This window comes from Enterococcus sp. C76, assembly GCF_040886985.1.
GTDB lineage: Bacteria > Bacillota > Bacilli > Lactobacillales > Enterococcaceae > Enterococcus_B > Enterococcus_B lactis.
Genome location: NZ_JBFOEY010000001.1, coordinates 259278 through 274557, shown reverse-complemented (window position 1 = coordinate 274557; position 15280 = coordinate 259278). Strand labels below are relative to the sequence as shown.

Sequence of the window (15280 nt, the reverse complement as noted above, 5' to 3'; positions counted from 1 at the left end):
AAGGCAATGAATCGATTCCCATACAAACAAGGGGCTGTGACAAAATTCTTGTCACAGCCCCCTTTTTCCGAATAAACGGTGCTAATATGTGTTAAGTACCTAAATGGGTTCCAGTTTCCATTTTAAAGCCAACATGTTTTGGGTACTAATTTATAAAAACTACCTAGAAACCCTTATCTTACAGGCGTTCGTTTAATTCTTTGGCAAGGTCTTCAAAGCCTGGTTTGCCTAGAAGTGCGAACATGTTTTTCTTGTAAGCTTCTACACCTGGTTGGTCGAATGGGTTGATTCCATTCAAGTAACCTGAAATACCTACAGCAATTTCAAAGAAGTACATTGTGTAACCCAATGTGTAAGCATCCATTTCTGGAATTTTGACTAGCAAGTTAGGTACGTCACCGTCTGTATGAGCAAGCAATGTTCCTTCAAATGCTTTTGTATTTACGAAGTCCACTTCTTTTCCTTGCAAGTAGCCTAGACCGTCTAAGTCTTCTGCTTGTTCAGGAATCGTGATTGATTTACGAGGTTTTTCAACTTTCACAACTGTTTCAAAAATGTTGCGGCGTCCTTCTTGGATGAATTGTCCTAAAGAGTGCAAATCAGTTGAGAAGTTTGCGCTTGAAGGATAGATGCCTTTTTGGTCTTTTCCTTCAGATTCGCCATACAATTGCTTCCACCATTCTGAGAAGTATTGCATTCCTGGTTCATAATTGATCAACAACTCAGTTACTTTGCCTTTACGGTAAAGAATGTTGCGCATTGCTGCGTATTGGTAAGCTTCGTTTTCTTCTAGTTTGTCGCTTGAATAAGCTTTGCTTGCATCAGCAGCTCCTTGCATCAATGCGTCAATATCTGCTCCACTAACAGCGATTGGTAACAAACCAACAGCCGTTAATACAGAGAAACGTCCGCCGATGTCATCAGGAATCACGAAAGTTTCCCAACCTTCTGCATCTGCTTCTACTTTAACTGCACCTTTTGCTTTATCTGTTGTAGCGTAGATACGTTTGTTTGCTTCTTCTTGTCCGTATTTCTTAACAAGAAGCTCTTTGAATACACGGAAAGCAATCGCTGGTTCAGTAGTTGTTCCAGATTTTGAAATAACGTTTACTGAAAAGTCGCGATCACCGATTACTTCGATCAAATCAGCGATATATGTTGAACTGATTGAATTTCCGGCAAAGAAGATTTGTGGTGCTTTGCGTGTGTCGCTATCTAATAGATTGAAGAATGTGTGATTCAAGAAGTCGATCGCTGCACGAGCGCCTAAATAAGAACCACCGATACCGATAACAACTAATACTTCAGAATCAGATTGGATTTTTTTAGCTGCTTCTTTGATACGTGCAAATTCTTCTTTGTCATAGTTCGTTGGTAAATCGATCCAGCCGCGGAAGTCGCTTCCTGCACCAGTTCCTTCCCGTAATTCGTTGTGGGCTGCTGTTACTTGGCTTTGCATGTACCCTAACTCATGTTCATTGACAAACGGTGCTACTTTTGAATAGTCAAAATGAATGTGTGCCATTTGTTCTCCTCCTTATAGGTTTACTCTACAGGTAATACTTTACGTTTTTTTTTATTATTTTTCAAGCAAATAAACAAAATGCTGACAATATTTCCAAGAAAGTTTCATTTTTTAAACTAAACCTTCTGCTGCCATTGCTTTGGCAACTTTTTCAAATCCAGCAACATTTGCTCCAAGAAGCAAGTTCTTTTCATCACCATACTCAGCGGCTGTTTGGCGACACGTATGGTAAATCTTTTCCATGATTTGATCCAGCTGCTCATCCACTTGTTCTCTTTCCCAAGTCAATCGCTGGGCGTTCTGACTCATTTCTAAAGCAGATACTGCCACACCTCCAGCATTAGCAGCTTTTCCTGGACAATACCACACGCCTGCTTCATGAAGAACAGAAACAGCTTTTACTGTACATGGCATATTAGCGCCTTCTGCTACGATTTTGATCCCATTTTCTACTAAGATTTCAGCCAAGCTTTCGTCTATTTCGTTTTGAGTGGCACATGGCAAAGCGATATCCGCCTTTTCTTTCAATGTCCAAACAGATTCTCCAGCATGATAAACAGCAGAAGGACGTTGGTTCGCGTATTCTGTTAAACGTTGGCGCTTGATTTCTTTGACTTCTTTCAATAGTTTCACATCTATTCCTTCTGGATCATAGATGTACCCGTTGGAATCTGAACATGTAACCACTTTTCCACCTAGTTCTTGCACTTTTTCGATTGCATAAATGGCTACATTCCCGCTTCCGGAAACAAAAACTGTTTTTTGATCAAATGAATCTTTTTCTTCGTTCAATAGATGTTTGACATAATACACTAATCCATAACCAGTCGCTTCCGTACGTATCTTGCTTCCCCAAAAATCCAGAGGTTTACCTGTCAACACACCAGTATCATATTTTTTCAATCGTTTATATTCGCCGAACAAATAGCCGATTTCTCTAGCTCCTACACCGATATCTCCCGCAGGAACATCAATCGATGGCCCGATATGTTTTGACAATTCCAACATGAAACTTTGACAAAAACGCATGATTTCATTATCAGATTTCCCTTTAGGATCGAAATCACTCCCACCTTTTCCTCCACCGATTGGCAGACCAGTTAAACTATTCTTGAAAATCTGTTCAAAAGCCAAAAATTTTAAGATACTTAGGTTGACACTGGGATGGAAGCGTAATCCACCTTTATAAGGGCCGATAGCTGAATTGTATTGGATACGATAGCCTCTATTTACTCGCCAGTTTCCTTTATCATCTTGCCAAGGTACTCGAAATTGAATAATTCTTTCTGGTTCTGTTAAAAGTTCTAAAATATTCTTTTCGATATATTCGGGATGAGTGTCCAAAAAAGACATTACTGTGGGCATAAATTCATCGATTGCTTGTAAAAATTCTTCTTGTCCTTGATCCTTTTGATGTAGCTTTTCTTGAATTGCTTGAACATATTCTGTTGCGTTTGTCATCGTTCCACGCTCCTTTGCTTATCTTCCCTCATTTTAGCTCATTTTCTCTTTTGGCTCAAAACATTTTTTTCTGTTTTCTTTCTTCAAATATGCTACACTTTCCTTGAGGTGAGGGAATGGAAAAACTGTATGATGTGATCGTAGTCGGCGCTGGAACAAGCGGGATGATGGCAGCGATCAGTGCAGCTGAACAAGGCGCACGCGTACTTTTGATTGAAAAAAACAAAAAAGCAGGGAAAAAACTACTGATGACAGGTGGTGGTCGGTGCAACGTCACGAATAATCGTCCTGTTGATGATTTAATCGCACATATTCCTGGAAATGGAAAGTTTTTATATAGTACATTTGCGCAATGGAATAATTTCGATATCATGAACTTCTTTGAATCACAAGGCGTACATTTAAAAGAAGAGGATCATGGACGGATGTTTCCTGTGACAAATAAATCAAAAACGATTATCGAAGCATTACTTAATCGTCTGAAAGAACTAGATGTGACGATCCTATTCTCTACTCGAGTAGAGAAATTGATCCACAAAGAACATAAAATTTACGGTATACGCACGGAATTCGAAGAGTTCCATGCTCCTGCCGTTATCTTAACGACTGGTGGTCGGACTTATCCCTCTACTGGTTCTACTGGAGATGGGTACAAGATCGTGAAGCGAGTAGGTCACACGGTGACGCCTCTTTATGCGACAGAGTCCCCCTTGATATCGGATGAACCGTATATTCAAGAGAAAACACTTCAAGGGCTTTCTTTACAGGACATCACTTTACGTGTTCTAAATAAAAAAGGCCGTGTATTGACTGAACATACGATGGATTTGCTTTTCACCCATTTCGGTATTTCTGGTCCGGCTGCACTGCGTTGTTCAAGTTTTGTCAATAAAGAATTAGAGAAAACGGGAGAACCAGTGACCCTTTCTCTGGATTGTTTCCCTACACAAACCAAACAAGAGCTTATTCATTTATTGACAGAAAAAAGTAAAGCCACCAAAAAGAACTTAGTAAATGCTTGGCACGGTCTATTACCTGAGCGATTGTTGGTTTTCTTTCTTGAGCGGCTTGAAATGGACAGCCTAACAGGACAACAAGCCTCTCAAAAACAAATTCAAGATTTCGTTCAATTATGCAAAGAGTTTAAGCTATCAATCAACAAGACTTTTCCTATTGAGAAATCATTTGTAACTGGCGGAGGGGTTTCTCTAAAGGAAATTCATCCTAAAACGTTGGAGAGTAAAATCATTGATGGTCTGTATTTTGCCGGAGAATTACTGGATGTCAATGGTTATACTGGCGGCTTTAATATCACAGCGGCTTTCGCTACAGGACATGTAGCAGGAATGAATGCTGGGCAAAGAGCATAATGTATAAAAAAGAAAGAAGGAGACTGGGCAAACAACATCCCGGCCTCCTTCTTTCTTTTATACGTATGATTTATTGTTTTATATCTGCAAATTGTCCGCTCGTTAATGCACAGATATCTTGAGGAGCTAATTCCATCTGCAGCCCTCTTCTGCCAGCTGATACAATGATTTTATCATAGTTTTCTGCGATTTGATCTAAATAAGTAGGAAATAGTTTTTTCATTCCTATAGGCGAGCAGCCACCACGTATGTATCCGGTCGTTGCTTCCAAATCTTTCAAATGAAGCATTTCTACTTTTTTATTCCCTGAAACTTTTGCTAATTTTTTTAGATTCAATTCGGCTTCTCCTGGTATCACAGCAACAAGAGGCCCCGTCACATTGCCCACAGCAACCAGTGTTTTAAATATACGAGATTGGCTCTCTGGGAGCTGTTCGGCGACAGAGGACGCACTTAGGTGGTTTTCGTCCCATTCATATTCGTGTTCTGTATAGGGAATCTTTTTTTGTTCGACCATACGGATCGCATTCGTTTTTACTATTTTTTTCTTTGCCAAAAAATATCACCTCAAACTTGTTCTACAACGGTTCATTTAATAATTGGATAATTTGCTTCAATGCTTTGACCGGTAATTGTCCTGGAGCAGAAACAGAATCACTGTTTAAGGAACCAAACGTCATGACGGAGCCTGTCGTTCCGCCAGCCAGACGAGAAATTTTTCCCAGATCGCCCATAGACATCGTAATGATAGGCATGGAGACAAAAGCATTTGCCCGTCTAGTCAACTCCATCAACCGCAAAACATCTCGTTCATTGTTGGGAGTCACTGCCAACTTTCCGATATCAGCGCCAAAATGTTCCATGACATTCAGTCGGTAAAGCAAGACAGGGTCAGCTGGTGTTTCTTTAAAATCATGACTACTGATGATCAAAGGGATATCTAAAGATTTGATTTCCTCTATCAGTCCTTTCCCTAAACTTTCAACTTTGAACAACTCGATATCGACCATATCTACTAATCCAGTGTGTATCACATGTTCATAAAGATCGCGATACTGACGGATCGATATGTCTTGTTCTCCGCCTTCAGCTAAGGTACGGAACGTAAATAATAACGGCAATCCATCAAGCATCTCATGGATAAGAACCAATGTTTCTGCAACTTCATCAAAAGAAAAAACCTTACGATAATGATCGACTCGCCATTCTACTAAGTCGGCCCCTGCTTCACGTGCAAGAACTGCTTCACGTAATACTTCCTCTCGGACGGCTCCGATAAGAGGCGCACAAATCTTTGGTCTACCGCTTCCTATATTCAATCCCTTTATCCGAACCACTCTGTATCGCTCCTTCTAATGGTTATTTTTAATTTGATAAACAAACACTTTCAGATAATTGCCTTCTAAAAAGGTATCCGTCGTCTGGAAATCTTTTGGCAGACGATATAAAGCAAGTTGTTCAAAAGAAACATTCTTGGCATGGAATTCCTCTTCGATCATTGTTTGGAATTGTTCGATCGAGACATTCGCAGCATTTGTAGACGCAATAAGTATCCCATCTTCTGCTAAAATATCCAGACTATCCTTGATCAGTTCCCCATAATCTTTTGCTACGCGAAAGACTTTTTTCTTGTTTCTGGCAAAACTTGGTGGATCCAATACAATCATGTCATATAAAAATTGTTTTCTTTTTGCGTATTTGAAGTACTCGAATACGTCCATAACAATGATTTTTTGCTGATCGACATCCAGGCCATTCACTTCAAACTGTTCCTGTGTTTTTTTCAAACTGCGTTTTGCTAGATCGACACTTGTCGTTTCGATTGCCCCTCCCATTGCGGCAGCAACAGAAAAGGCGCCGGTATAACTAAACATATTCAAAACTGTTTTCCCAGAAGCGAAACCTTCTGCTAATGATCCCCGTACTTCTTTTTGGTCTAGAAAGATACCAGTCATTAATCCTTCATTCAAATAAACGGCAAATTTTACTCCGTTTTCTTTTACGACCAAGGGCTCCGGTGCCTCTTTTCCGTAAATGAACTGGCTCTCAGGCAGATTCACTGATTCAAAACGAATTTTCTCATATCCGCCGATGGTTTCCGGATAGATTTCACGAAAAGCTTGAATCAATAATTCACGATGTGTATATAACGTCTCGTTATACCAAGAAAAAACAGCATAACCTGCATAATAATCAATAATCAGACCGCCGATCCCGTCTCCTTCTCCATTGAATATACGAAAAGCGGTAGTAGAATCATCTGAAAAAAAGAAAGTTCTTTTTTCTTTTGACTTCACAAAAAGTTCTTCAAAAAATGATTGATCAAATGGGATATCCTGCTGGCTCAATACCCACCCGATCCCTTTATTCTGCTTTCCTAGATATCCTTTTGCGATAAATTGGTTTTGCGGATCAACTAATTCCACCCATTGCGTGGTTTCTTTTTGGGGATGTGCAAGGTCTTCTTTTTGGATCAATGGATATCCTTTTTTCAATCGACTGCTTGCTCTTTTTTTTACTTGTACTTTCATTCCTTCACCTGCTTTAGCTTTCTCTTCTCAAGTATAACAAAAAACATAGGTCTTGTCTTACTGCTCCTTTTTCATCAAGCTTAAAGAAAAACTTAATGAAACAGCACAAAGTTCTGGTTTCAATTGACACTATATTGTCATACTAGTAAAATAAATGAGAATAAGTGAGCTGTGTAACATGGTTTCATGACACTTCTGTGATTAAGAAGTGCAGAAAGGAAGATTATCTTGAAATATATAAAAACACCTGCCTTTTTGAATAAGAGGCTCGGATTTTTTTCTTTACTAGTCGTTTTACTTTGGTTGAAAACGATTTTTGCCTATTTGGTCGATTTCCATCTTGGAATTGAAAGTGGCATTCAATACTTTATCTTGTTTATCAATCCTATTGCAACTACACTGTTATTACTTGGAATTGCTCTTTATATCAGACGCCCCAGAGTTGCTTATATCACGATGATGGTCATTTATTTTCTTTTGACATTGCTTGTTTTTTCGAATGTCACTTATTATCGAGAATTCACGGACTTCATTACGATCAACACGATTTTAGGTGCTGGGAAAGTAGCAAGTGGTCTGGGAGAAAGTGCCATTCGACTGTTTCGCCCATATGACGTGATCTATTGGATCGATTTCATTCTCTTGACTGTTCTACTGATCGCCAAAAAAATCAAGTTGGACCCTCGTCCGATTCGAGCAAGAATGGCTTTTGCGATCTCTACATTAGCCGTTATGATTTTCTCAGGAAATCTTTTTATGGCGGAAGCTGATCGTCCAGAATTATTGACTCGTACATTCTCTCGGGATTATTTGGTTAAATATCTTGGCTTGAATGCTTTCATGGTTTACGACGGCGTTCAAACTTACCAGACAAACCAAGTGCGGGCAGAAGCAAGCCCCAATGATATGAAAGAAGTAGAAAATTATGTAAAAGAACATTACGCAGCACCAAATGATGATTTGTTTGGACTTGCTAAAGGAAAAAATGTGATTTATATCCATTTAGAAAGCTTCCAACAATTCTTGATCGATTATAAATTGACAGATGAGAATGGTGTCCAACATGAAGTTACACCTTTCATCAATAGTCTTTATCACAGCAACAGCACGTTCAGTTTTGACAACTTTTTCCATCAAGTAAAAGCAGGAAAAACAAGTGATGCGGAAACGCTGATGGAAAATTCATTGTTTGGCTTGAATCAAGGCTCCTTGTTCACACAATTAGGCGGAAAAAATACTTTCCAAGCTGCACCTGATATTTTAAGTCAAACAGAAGGCTACACGAGTGCCGTGTTTCATGGGAACGCCGGCACATTCTGGAATCGAAACGAGACCTATAAGAATTTAGGATATGATTATTTCTTCGATTCTTCTTATTATGACGTTAATGATGACAATTCGTTCCAATACGGGTTGCATGATAAACCATTTTTCCAACAATCTGTACAATACTTGGAACGTCTGCAACAACCATTTTATTCAAAATTCATTGCTGTATCTAACCATTATCCTTATTCGAAATTCACCAATGACGAAGCTGGATTCCCGTTAGCCAATACAAACGATGAGACGATTAACGGTTACTTCGCGACAGCCAATTATTTAGACACTGCCGTACAAGAATTCTTCAACTATTTGAAAGAAAGCGGCTTGTATGATAATTCAGTTATCGTTCTTTACGGTGACCATTATGGTGTCTCGAATTCTAGAAATAAAAATCTAGCTGAACTAGTTGGAAAAACAAGTTCTACTTGGACAAATTATGACAATGCACAAATGCAGCGTGTCCCTTATATGATCCATATTCCTGGACAAACACAAGGCGGGATCAATCACACTTATGGCGGCCAAGTTGATGCTTTGCCTACACTTCTCCATTTACTAGGTGTAGATACAAAAAATTATATTCAGTTAGGACAAGATCTATTCTCGAAAGATCATGAACAGCTTGTTTCTTTCCGTGATGGCGATTTTGTTACTCCAAAATATACTTACTACGGTGGTACCATCTACAGTAACGAAACTGGTGAAGCCATTACTGAACCTACCGAGGAAGTACAGAATGAAATTGATTCACTCAAAGAAAAAGTTGATAAACAGTTAGCTGTTTCTGATCAAATCAATAACGGTGATCTTCTTCGTTTCTATACGAATAGTGGATTAGACCCAATTGATACCAGTGATTATGACTACAAGAATGGCTTAGAGAAATTAAAAGAAGCTGAAAAATCTCTAGGTGACAAATCAACTAGTGTCTTTAGTCAACACAACGGACAATCAACTGTTGATCTTTATAAAACACAAACGTATCAAGAACTTCACGGAACGACCACAAGTTCTTCCGAATGATAAAACAAATCTGAAAGGAGCTGCGACAAACATCTTGTCGCAGCTCTTTTTTCACAACCTCTTGCTTTTTGCAAGAGGTTTCCTGGTTTTGGTTTTAATTCGTGATTTTACTAAAGGAATTTCATACTTTATTCATATTCATTTTTTATACTTTTTATAGAGGTGAAAAGTATGAAAATGATCCGCTATGCTACTGCTCGATTAATTTATTACAAAAAGCAGACAATACTCTATTGTTTATTTTCAAGCTTTTCTGCTTTTTTATTGATAGCATGCCTGACTCTCTACCATTTGCAATCGGCTTTAGCGAATCAAGTCCAAGATCGGCTTTCATTTATTGGTGCTTCTGCATCTACGGAGCTTCTTCCGGCTTTAGAATTAGCTAGCCGATTTTATCTAAAAGGCATATTCAGTTTATTTTTTCTGTTTGCCTTCTTTTTTATCTTTTTCTTTTACTATTCACTCAGGCAAAACCAGCAAGAATTGATGAATTGGCGCCTGACTGGTCTTTCTAAAGCCAAACTGTTCCTTTTTATTTTTTGGCAGCTGTTCTTTCCTCTCTTTCTTTGTTGTATCTTGGTTTTATTGTGGATCGTCAGCTTCCAGTCGGTTTATGAAACACTGCTTCAAAGGATCAATTTTCTTGTCTTAAAGACTGCTGAGCTGCCAGATATCCGTGATATCTTGACTTCAGTAAGCGGACTTACGATTCCGATGGATCAGCAGACTTTCTTTACTATCGATTTTCAAAATGATCTGTTTTTCACAGATATCCTTAGAGGCTTTGTCCAAACACTTGTTGGACTTAGCGGGTGTTGTCTGATTCTCAGCCTATTGCCATTCACTTTTTTTATCCATCACTTGCAAAGCAGGAGGTCTAAACGTAATGAAACCTGAATATTTGATTAACGCTGACCATTTGACCGTTATCTTGTGTCCCCTCGAAAAACAGGATAAGATATTGGAACATTTAAAAAAAGAAGTTCTAGTTGCTAATCTGGAAAATTTCGCCATCGTTCAAAAAGATTGGCCAATGTTTCCTTACCTAAAGCTCAAAGACCATGTGCTGTTAGATTTACCAGAAAAGGGAATCAAACAAGATCGTTTAGCCTATCAAGAAAAACTTGATATCTCTTCTTCGTTACTTAATTGTGCGGCGACTGAGCTTACGCCTTTTGAGAAAGTAAAGCTTCAATTGCTTCATGCGTTGCTTTCCAAACGAAACAATATTGTTATTGAAGATACATTTGATGAACTTAGCATATTGGAGATTCAAGAACTGCTCCACTTGCTTTCTTATTTAGCTCATGAAGAAAATCAAGGTATCTTACTCTTTACGCATGACGCTACTATTGCCCAGAGTCCTTACATTGATCGTTTAGAGCCTGCGGGTTAAATCAGTCCTTTTATTATAAGAAAACAAGCGATATAGAAGATCGATTCATGATCTTTTATATCACTTGTTTTTTTTACTCTTCTTTGATTTCTACGTCAGGCAAACGGACGGTGAATTTCGTTCCTTTTCCTAGTTCACTTTTTACGTCTAATTTACCTTTATGCAATCTTACAAGCTGTTGCACGATTGGTAATCCTAATCCTGATTCACCATATTTTGTGTTTTTTCTTGAAGGATCTACTTTATAATAGCGATCCCAGATACTTTTCATTTGTTGCTCAGACATTCCAATTCCCGTATCTTCGATCGTGATGATCGTTTCAAGATAACCTTTTTCCAGAGTGACTGTGATTTGGCCGTTTTCAGTAAATTGTATCGCGTTTTGAATAATATTGACCATGATTTGGACAAAACGGTCATAATCCGCGTAAACATCGATATCATCATCGGCTTTCAGTGTCAACGTATCCCCTGCTGCTTCTGCTTTAGCTTCTAACTGGGCAATAATGCTTTTCAATGTTTCTGTACCATTGAATTTTTTTATGACCATACTGATTTGATTCGTACGGATTTTTTCATAATCCAAATTTTCATTTACTAAACGGATCAGACGCTCTGTTTCATTCTTCATCAATTTAATCGCGTTTTCTCGCTGATTCTCAGGGATCGCATTGTATTCCAACCCTTCCAGAAGACCGTTGATTGTCGTAAGAGGTGTTCTCATCTCATGGGAAGCATCGGCCATGAATTGTCTTCGACGATTCTCCTGTTCTTCGATTTCTGCTTGAGATTCTTTCAGTGAATTCGTCATTTTATTGAAATCATCTGCTAACTCATCAAATTCATCTTTATCATGTACGGGAAGCTGTACATCAAAATTACCATTCGTCACTTCTTTCGTCGCATTCCTTAAACGATTGATCCGCTTGACTTGGAATGCTGCAAAAGCATAACTAGCAATGACTGCCACAATACTGGAAAAAATGAAACCTTTGAACAGATTCAACGTAATTGGACGAACACTGTTATCGATATTCCGCGCGGGTTGACTAACTACTAAAGCTCCGTAAAATTCATTATCTAAATAAAATGGAATCAGTGCATAAGAGGTTGCTTGCTTCTGCCCCAAGATATTTTTATCTGATGTAAACTTTTCTTGACGACTGTTTCTTAGATTTTCCCATTGATCACTTGTCAGAGAAAAGTCTAGCATCGCTGTATCAATAGGATAAATGATTCGTTCATTTTTATCGATGAATATAAAATTCACATTTTGTTCTGTCAGTACTTGCTCCGTCAACAGCAATGCATTTTGAAATGCCAGATCTTGATTAGGTTGTGACATTCTGTTTGCATATGTTTGCGTTGTCTTTTCAACTGATTCAGCATATCCAAACAGTTGCTGATAATTGTTTTCTTCAATCGTCTGTTTTGTCAGTTGCGTAAAAGAAACTCCGACGATCAATAAGATCAACGCGACCATTCCGCAAAAAGCTAAGAGTTGCTGATACAAATAACGCATTAGGCAACACCAGAATCATCAAATTTGTAGCCGACTCCCCAAACAGTTTGGATAACTTGTGGTCCGACCTTTTCAATTTTTTGACGCAATTTCTTGATATGGGCATCTACTGTCCGTTCATCACCAAAATACTGGTAGTCCCAGACTAGTTCAAGCAACTGTTCCCGAGAAAATACTTGTCGTGGTTTTTTTGCTAAAGTAAACAATAGATCGAATTCTTTAGGCGTCAAGCCTTCGATGGGCCGATTGTCCAGATATGCTTCTCGTGTTTTCGTATTCATCTTGAAATGACTGGTCTCAATATCAAAATGGTCATCTGAAACCGCTGCTTCTTCTCTTGCTTCTGCCAACTCACTACGGCGATGTAAAGCTTTCATTCGAGCAATAAGCGTCAGCGGACTGAAAGGTTTCGTCACATAATCATCTGCCCCCATCTCTAAGCCAATCACCTGATCACTTTCAGAATCTCTAGCTGTCAGCATGATAATCGGCACTGTGCTTGAAACTTTGCGGATCTCTCTTCCTACTAGCATGCCGTCCATTGTAGGCAAATTCAAGTCCAATGTGATCATGTCCCAATGTTGGGGGTTTTCTAAAAAGGCGTCGAGCCCTTCTTTTCCATCATATTTGAAGGTTGCTTCCCATCCTTCATTTAAGAAAAACATCTGCATCATTTCAGAAACAGATTGATTATCTTCAATCATTAAAATATTCATTATCGTTCCCTCCAGTTTCCAGGTCATATCTCTGTAATTTTTTTTCTGTCATAATAAAAATGGGCATAATTGGAAATACCAATAATAGCATTTCGATCAAAAAATAATTCGTATGTCCAGATATCTTTAAATAATAACCGATCAATGTCATCAGTAAGCCCATAAGGAAAAACCAGTTCCCGCTTGTCTTTTGTGCTAGTCGCCAATGAGCGTCTGTTTTTGCGGCAAGAGGCGAATGGTACCCATAAAAAGGCAGGTTTCCTTTTGAGGGCAGAATCCGAAAAAGACTGCCAATTATTAAGAATAAGATACCAATACTGAAAAAAATCATTCTTTCCCTCCTAAATTCTCTTCTTATAGTATACTCTATATTGTTGACTGAACCAATATATTCAGGAATTCTTCACGAAAGGTTTGTCTTTTGTTCATTCTTTGTTAAGATAAACTTATTCCAATAAAAAAGGAGTTTTATTTGTGTCAAATTATCGTGCAATCACTTTCTTTGATCTTGATGGAACATTACTAGATGCGAAGTCAAAAATCACACCCGAAGTGGCAAAAGCTATGAACGCATTAAAAGAAAACAACGTTCTTCCCGTCATCGCCACAGGACGTACAGAAGCAGAAATCCACTCGATCATGGAAGATGCGGGCATTACTTCTGCAGTCACCATGAACGGTTCTTTCATTCGAGTAAACGGTGAAGAAATCTACTCTCAGACATTTTCTTCAGAAGAATGTCAAAAAATGTATGATCATGTACAGTTGAATGGGCACGAACTTTCTTACTATAACGACCAGAAAATCTGGTGTACCGGTCATAGCCAAACAATGATCGATGCTTATGACTTTATCCATTCAGATGTGCCGGAAATAGATCCTCTAGGCTTTAAAGACAATACAGTAAATATGTTACTTATCTTATCTCAATCGGGTGACGAATACTATCATGAACATTTTCCTGAGCTAACTTTTTATCGGAATGGTCCTTACTCGATTGATACAGTGAAGAAAGGAATCTCAAAAGGCGCAGGTGTCAAACGACTGAAAAAAGAACTTCAATTAGAAGAAGTTCCTACTTTTGGATTTGGCGATGGTCCGAATGATTTTGCCTTGTTGGAAGCTTGCGACAACAAAATCGCTATGGGCAATGCCTATGATGGATTAAAAGAGCTTTCTACTTTCATCACAAAGAAAAATACAGAAGGCGGGATTGTCCACGCATTGAAGCATTTTGATCTGATTTAAGGATATTTTTTCGAAACTGGACCCTTTCTTAAAAAATCACTTATTTTTTCTTAAGAAAGGGACAGTTTTTATATAAATAATGGGGTATCATCCGCTTTTTTATTGAATTTATCCCAAGATGTGCTATACTGATTTTGTATGAAAAATACACGTAACCCTTGTTAGCTAACGGGGACGTTACGGATTCGACAGGCACAGTCGAGCTTGAATTGCGTTTCGTAGGTTACGTCTACGTAAAAACGTTACAGTTAAATATAACTGCTAAAAACGAAAACAACTCTTACGCTTTAGCTGCCTAAAAACAGTTAGCGTAGATCCTCTCGGCATCGCCCATGTGCTCGAGTAAGGGTCCTAACTTTAGTGGGATACGTTTCAACTTTCCGTCTGTAAGTTGAAAAAGAGAATATCAGACTAGCGATACAGAATGCCTGTCACTCGGCAAGCTGTAAAGCGAAACCTCAAATGAGTTGACTATGAACGTAGATTTTTAAGTGGCGATGTGTTTGGACGCGGGTTCGACTCCCGCCGTCTCCATATATGTATGGTTGAGACTAATAGATACTGTAAAAAACGTTGATAAATCAACGTTTTTTTATTTTGGCTTAAAATAAATTTGAATTTTTTGCTTTTTATTTAATAATTAGAATTTCGCGTATATTGTCACACTTAGTTTTTCTTTGTCAACAGTCTTTCCTTCAATAATTTTCTTTATAGATTTATCCGTTTTAACTTTATTAGTTCCTATAAAAAAATACCAATCAGAAATTACCATAAATAATGAGTATCTATCTAGAAAACATTAGAAATAACCAGTAAAATGAACGGCCAATTGTACTTTTACTGGTCATTTATAGAATTTTTTAAGGAGATAGAATATTATTAATACGTGACACTTCCATTTATGTCAAATGTTTTGGTCCGCTCATTACTTTCAAATTGAAGAAAATACGTGCCAGAAGTTAATGAACTTGTGAAAGTACCGTTGCTAGTTCCAGAAAAATTCCTAGAAGAAACTATAGTTGAGCCTATCAGATTCTGCCGTGCAATAGCAACATTCAACACAGTAGATACTCCAGCACTCCGTCTAGTTAGATTATGCCTAACAGTATACGAACGTGTAGTTGAAGTAGACCACTGTTGACAGATCTCCATGACCAAATAC

Annotated in this window: 13 protein-coding genes and 1 other RNA gene; 6 read left to right on the top strand and 8 right to left on the bottom strand. The window is 38.3% G+C overall.

Annotated elements, in window-relative coordinates; translation table 11 throughout:
• Positions 1-178 precede the first annotated feature (178 nt).
• The gene (locus AB3I00_RS01365; protein WP_002290415.1) at positions 179-1525 is read right to left on the bottom strand and encodes a glucose-6-phosphate isomerase; all 1347 of its coding nucleotides are present in this window, start codon (positions 1523-1525) and stop codon (positions 179-181) included.
• Positions 1526-1636: 111 nt separating this feature from the next.
• Complete coding sequence (gene gdhA, locus AB3I00_RS01360) at positions 1637-2986, bottom strand: NADP-specific glutamate dehydrogenase (protein ID WP_368024653.1); 1350 nt, start codon at positions 2984-2986, stop codon at positions 1637-1639.
• A gap of 116 nt (positions 2987-3102) precedes the next feature.
• Between gdhA and AB3I00_RS01355 the strand changes: the two genes are divergently transcribed.
• Positions 3103-4356 carry an NAD(P)/FAD-dependent oxidoreductase gene (locus tag AB3I00_RS01355; RefSeq protein ID WP_002335831.1) on the top strand — a complete coding sequence of 418 codons (1254 nt, stop codon included), beginning with the start codon at positions 3103-3105 and terminating at the stop codon, positions 4354-4356.
• A gap of 70 nt (positions 4357-4426) precedes the next feature.
• Here AB3I00_RS01355 and ybaK read toward each other — a convergent pair whose 3' ends face one another.
• The 3 genes from ybaK to AB3I00_RS01340 are packed head-to-tail and all read right to left on the bottom strand — an operon-like array spanning position 4427 to position 6887.
• A complete protein-coding gene (gene ybaK, locus AB3I00_RS01350) occupies positions 4427-4912 on the bottom strand; it encodes a Cys-tRNA(Pro) deacylase (protein ID WP_104764032.1) in 486 nt (161 codons plus the stop codon).
• A gap of 22 nt (positions 4913-4934) precedes the next feature.
• Positions 4935-5693: a type I 3-dehydroquinate dehydratase gene (gene aroD, locus AB3I00_RS01345; RefSeq protein WP_368024652.1), complete on the bottom strand. Its 759-nt coding sequence runs from the start codon at positions 5691-5693 to the stop codon at positions 4935-4937.
• 15 nt (positions 5694-5708) lie between these two features.
• The gene (locus AB3I00_RS01340) at positions 5709-6887 is read right to left on the bottom strand and encodes a class I SAM-dependent rRNA methyltransferase (protein ID WP_010718171.1); all 1179 of its coding nucleotides are present in this window, start codon (positions 6885-6887) and stop codon (positions 5709-5711) included.
• A gap of 228 nt (positions 6888-7115) precedes the next feature.
• Here AB3I00_RS01340 and AB3I00_RS01335 point away from each other — a divergent pair, with 228 nt between their 5' ends.
• The 3 genes from AB3I00_RS01335 (at position 7116) to AB3I00_RS01325 (ending at position 10632) form a co-directional block, all read left to right on the top strand.
• Positions 7116-9236, top strand: a complete 2121-nt coding sequence (locus tag AB3I00_RS01335; RefSeq protein WP_010732280.1) for an LTA synthase family protein — start codon at positions 7116-7118, stop codon at positions 9234-9236.
• A 171-nt stretch (positions 9237-9407) separates the two neighbouring features.
• Complete coding sequence (locus tag AB3I00_RS01330; RefSeq protein WP_368024651.1) at positions 9408-10133, top strand: hypothetical protein; 726 nt, start codon at positions 9408-9410, stop codon at positions 10131-10133.
• Positions 10123-10632: a hypothetical protein gene (locus AB3I00_RS01325; RefSeq protein ID WP_002308814.1), complete on the top strand. Its 510-nt coding sequence runs from the start codon at positions 10123-10125 to the stop codon at positions 10630-10632. Before AB3I00_RS01330 ends, AB3I00_RS01325 begins: the two co-directional genes overlap by 11 nt.
• A 73-nt stretch (positions 10633-10705) precedes the next feature.
• Here the strand turns inward: AB3I00_RS01325 and AB3I00_RS01320 are convergent, their stop codons facing one another.
• From AB3I00_RS01320 to AB3I00_RS01310, 3 genes are read right to left on the bottom strand one after another with little or no spacing between them, the layout of a single operon-like run.
• The gene (locus AB3I00_RS01320) at positions 10706-12154 is read right to left on the bottom strand and encodes an ATP-binding protein (protein WP_368024650.1); all 1449 of its coding nucleotides are present in this window, start codon (positions 12152-12154) and stop codon (positions 10706-10708) included.
• Entirely contained in the window at positions 12154-12870 is a 717-nt protein-coding gene (locus AB3I00_RS01315) for a response regulator transcription factor (RefSeq protein WP_002290404.1), read from the bottom strand. Before AB3I00_RS01315 ends, AB3I00_RS01320 begins: the two co-directional genes overlap by 1 nt.
• Positions 12851-13201 (bottom strand): SdpI family protein, encoded by a 351-nt coding sequence (locus AB3I00_RS01310; RefSeq protein ID WP_002308810.1) that lies wholly within the window; start codon positions 13199-13201, stop codon positions 12851-12853. The genes AB3I00_RS01315 and AB3I00_RS01310 overlap by 20 nt, the downstream gene beginning before the upstream one ends.
• A 143-nt stretch (positions 13202-13344) precedes the next feature.
• Between AB3I00_RS01310 and AB3I00_RS01305 the strand changes: the two genes are divergently transcribed.
• Together AB3I00_RS01305 and ssrA are read left to right on the top strand one after the other, a co-directional pair.
• Positions 13345-14118: a Cof-type HAD-IIB family hydrolase gene (locus AB3I00_RS01305; protein ID WP_002290402.1), complete on the top strand. Its 774-nt coding sequence runs from the start codon at positions 13345-13347 to the stop codon at positions 14116-14118.
• A gap of 170 nt (positions 14119-14288) precedes the next feature.
• Positions 14289-14655: a transfer-messenger RNA gene (ssrA, locus tag AB3I00_RS01300) on the top strand.
• The last annotated feature ends 625 nt before the right edge of the window (positions 14656-15280 follow it).

Coding starts and splice junctions, on each gene's coding strand:
- AB3I00_RS01365 (WP_002290415.1), bottom strand. CDS start 1,525: ATGGCACACATTCATTTTGACTATTCAAAAGTAGCACCGTTTGTCAAT.
- gdhA (WP_368024653.1), bottom strand. CDS start 2,986: ATGACAAACGCAACAGAATATGTTCAAGCAATTCAAGAAAAGCTACAT.
- AB3I00_RS01355 (WP_002335831.1), top strand. CDS start 3,103: ATGGAAAAACTGTATGATGTGATCGTAGTCGGCGCTGGAACAAGCGGG.
- AB3I00_RS01340 (WP_010718171.1), bottom strand. CDS start 6,887: ATGAAAGTACAAGTAAAAAAAAGAGCAAGCAGTCGATTGAAAAAAGGA.
- AB3I00_RS01330 (WP_368024651.1), top strand. CDS start 9,408: ATGAAAATGATCCGCTATGCTACTGCTCGATTAATTTATTACAAAAAG.
- AB3I00_RS01325 (WP_002308814.1), top strand. CDS start 10,123: ATGAAACCTGAATATTTGATTAACGCTGACCATTTGACCGTTATCTTG.
- AB3I00_RS01320 (WP_368024650.1), bottom strand. CDS start 12,154: ATGCGTTATTTGTATCAGCAACTCTTAGCTTTTTGCGGAATGGTCGCG.
- AB3I00_RS01315 (WP_002290404.1), bottom strand. CDS start 12,870: ATGAATATTTTAATGATTGAAGATAATCAATCTGTTTCTGAAATGATG.
- AB3I00_RS01310 (WP_002308810.1), bottom strand. CDS start 13,201: ATGATTTTTTTCAGTATTGGTATCTTATTCTTAATAATTGGCAGTCTT.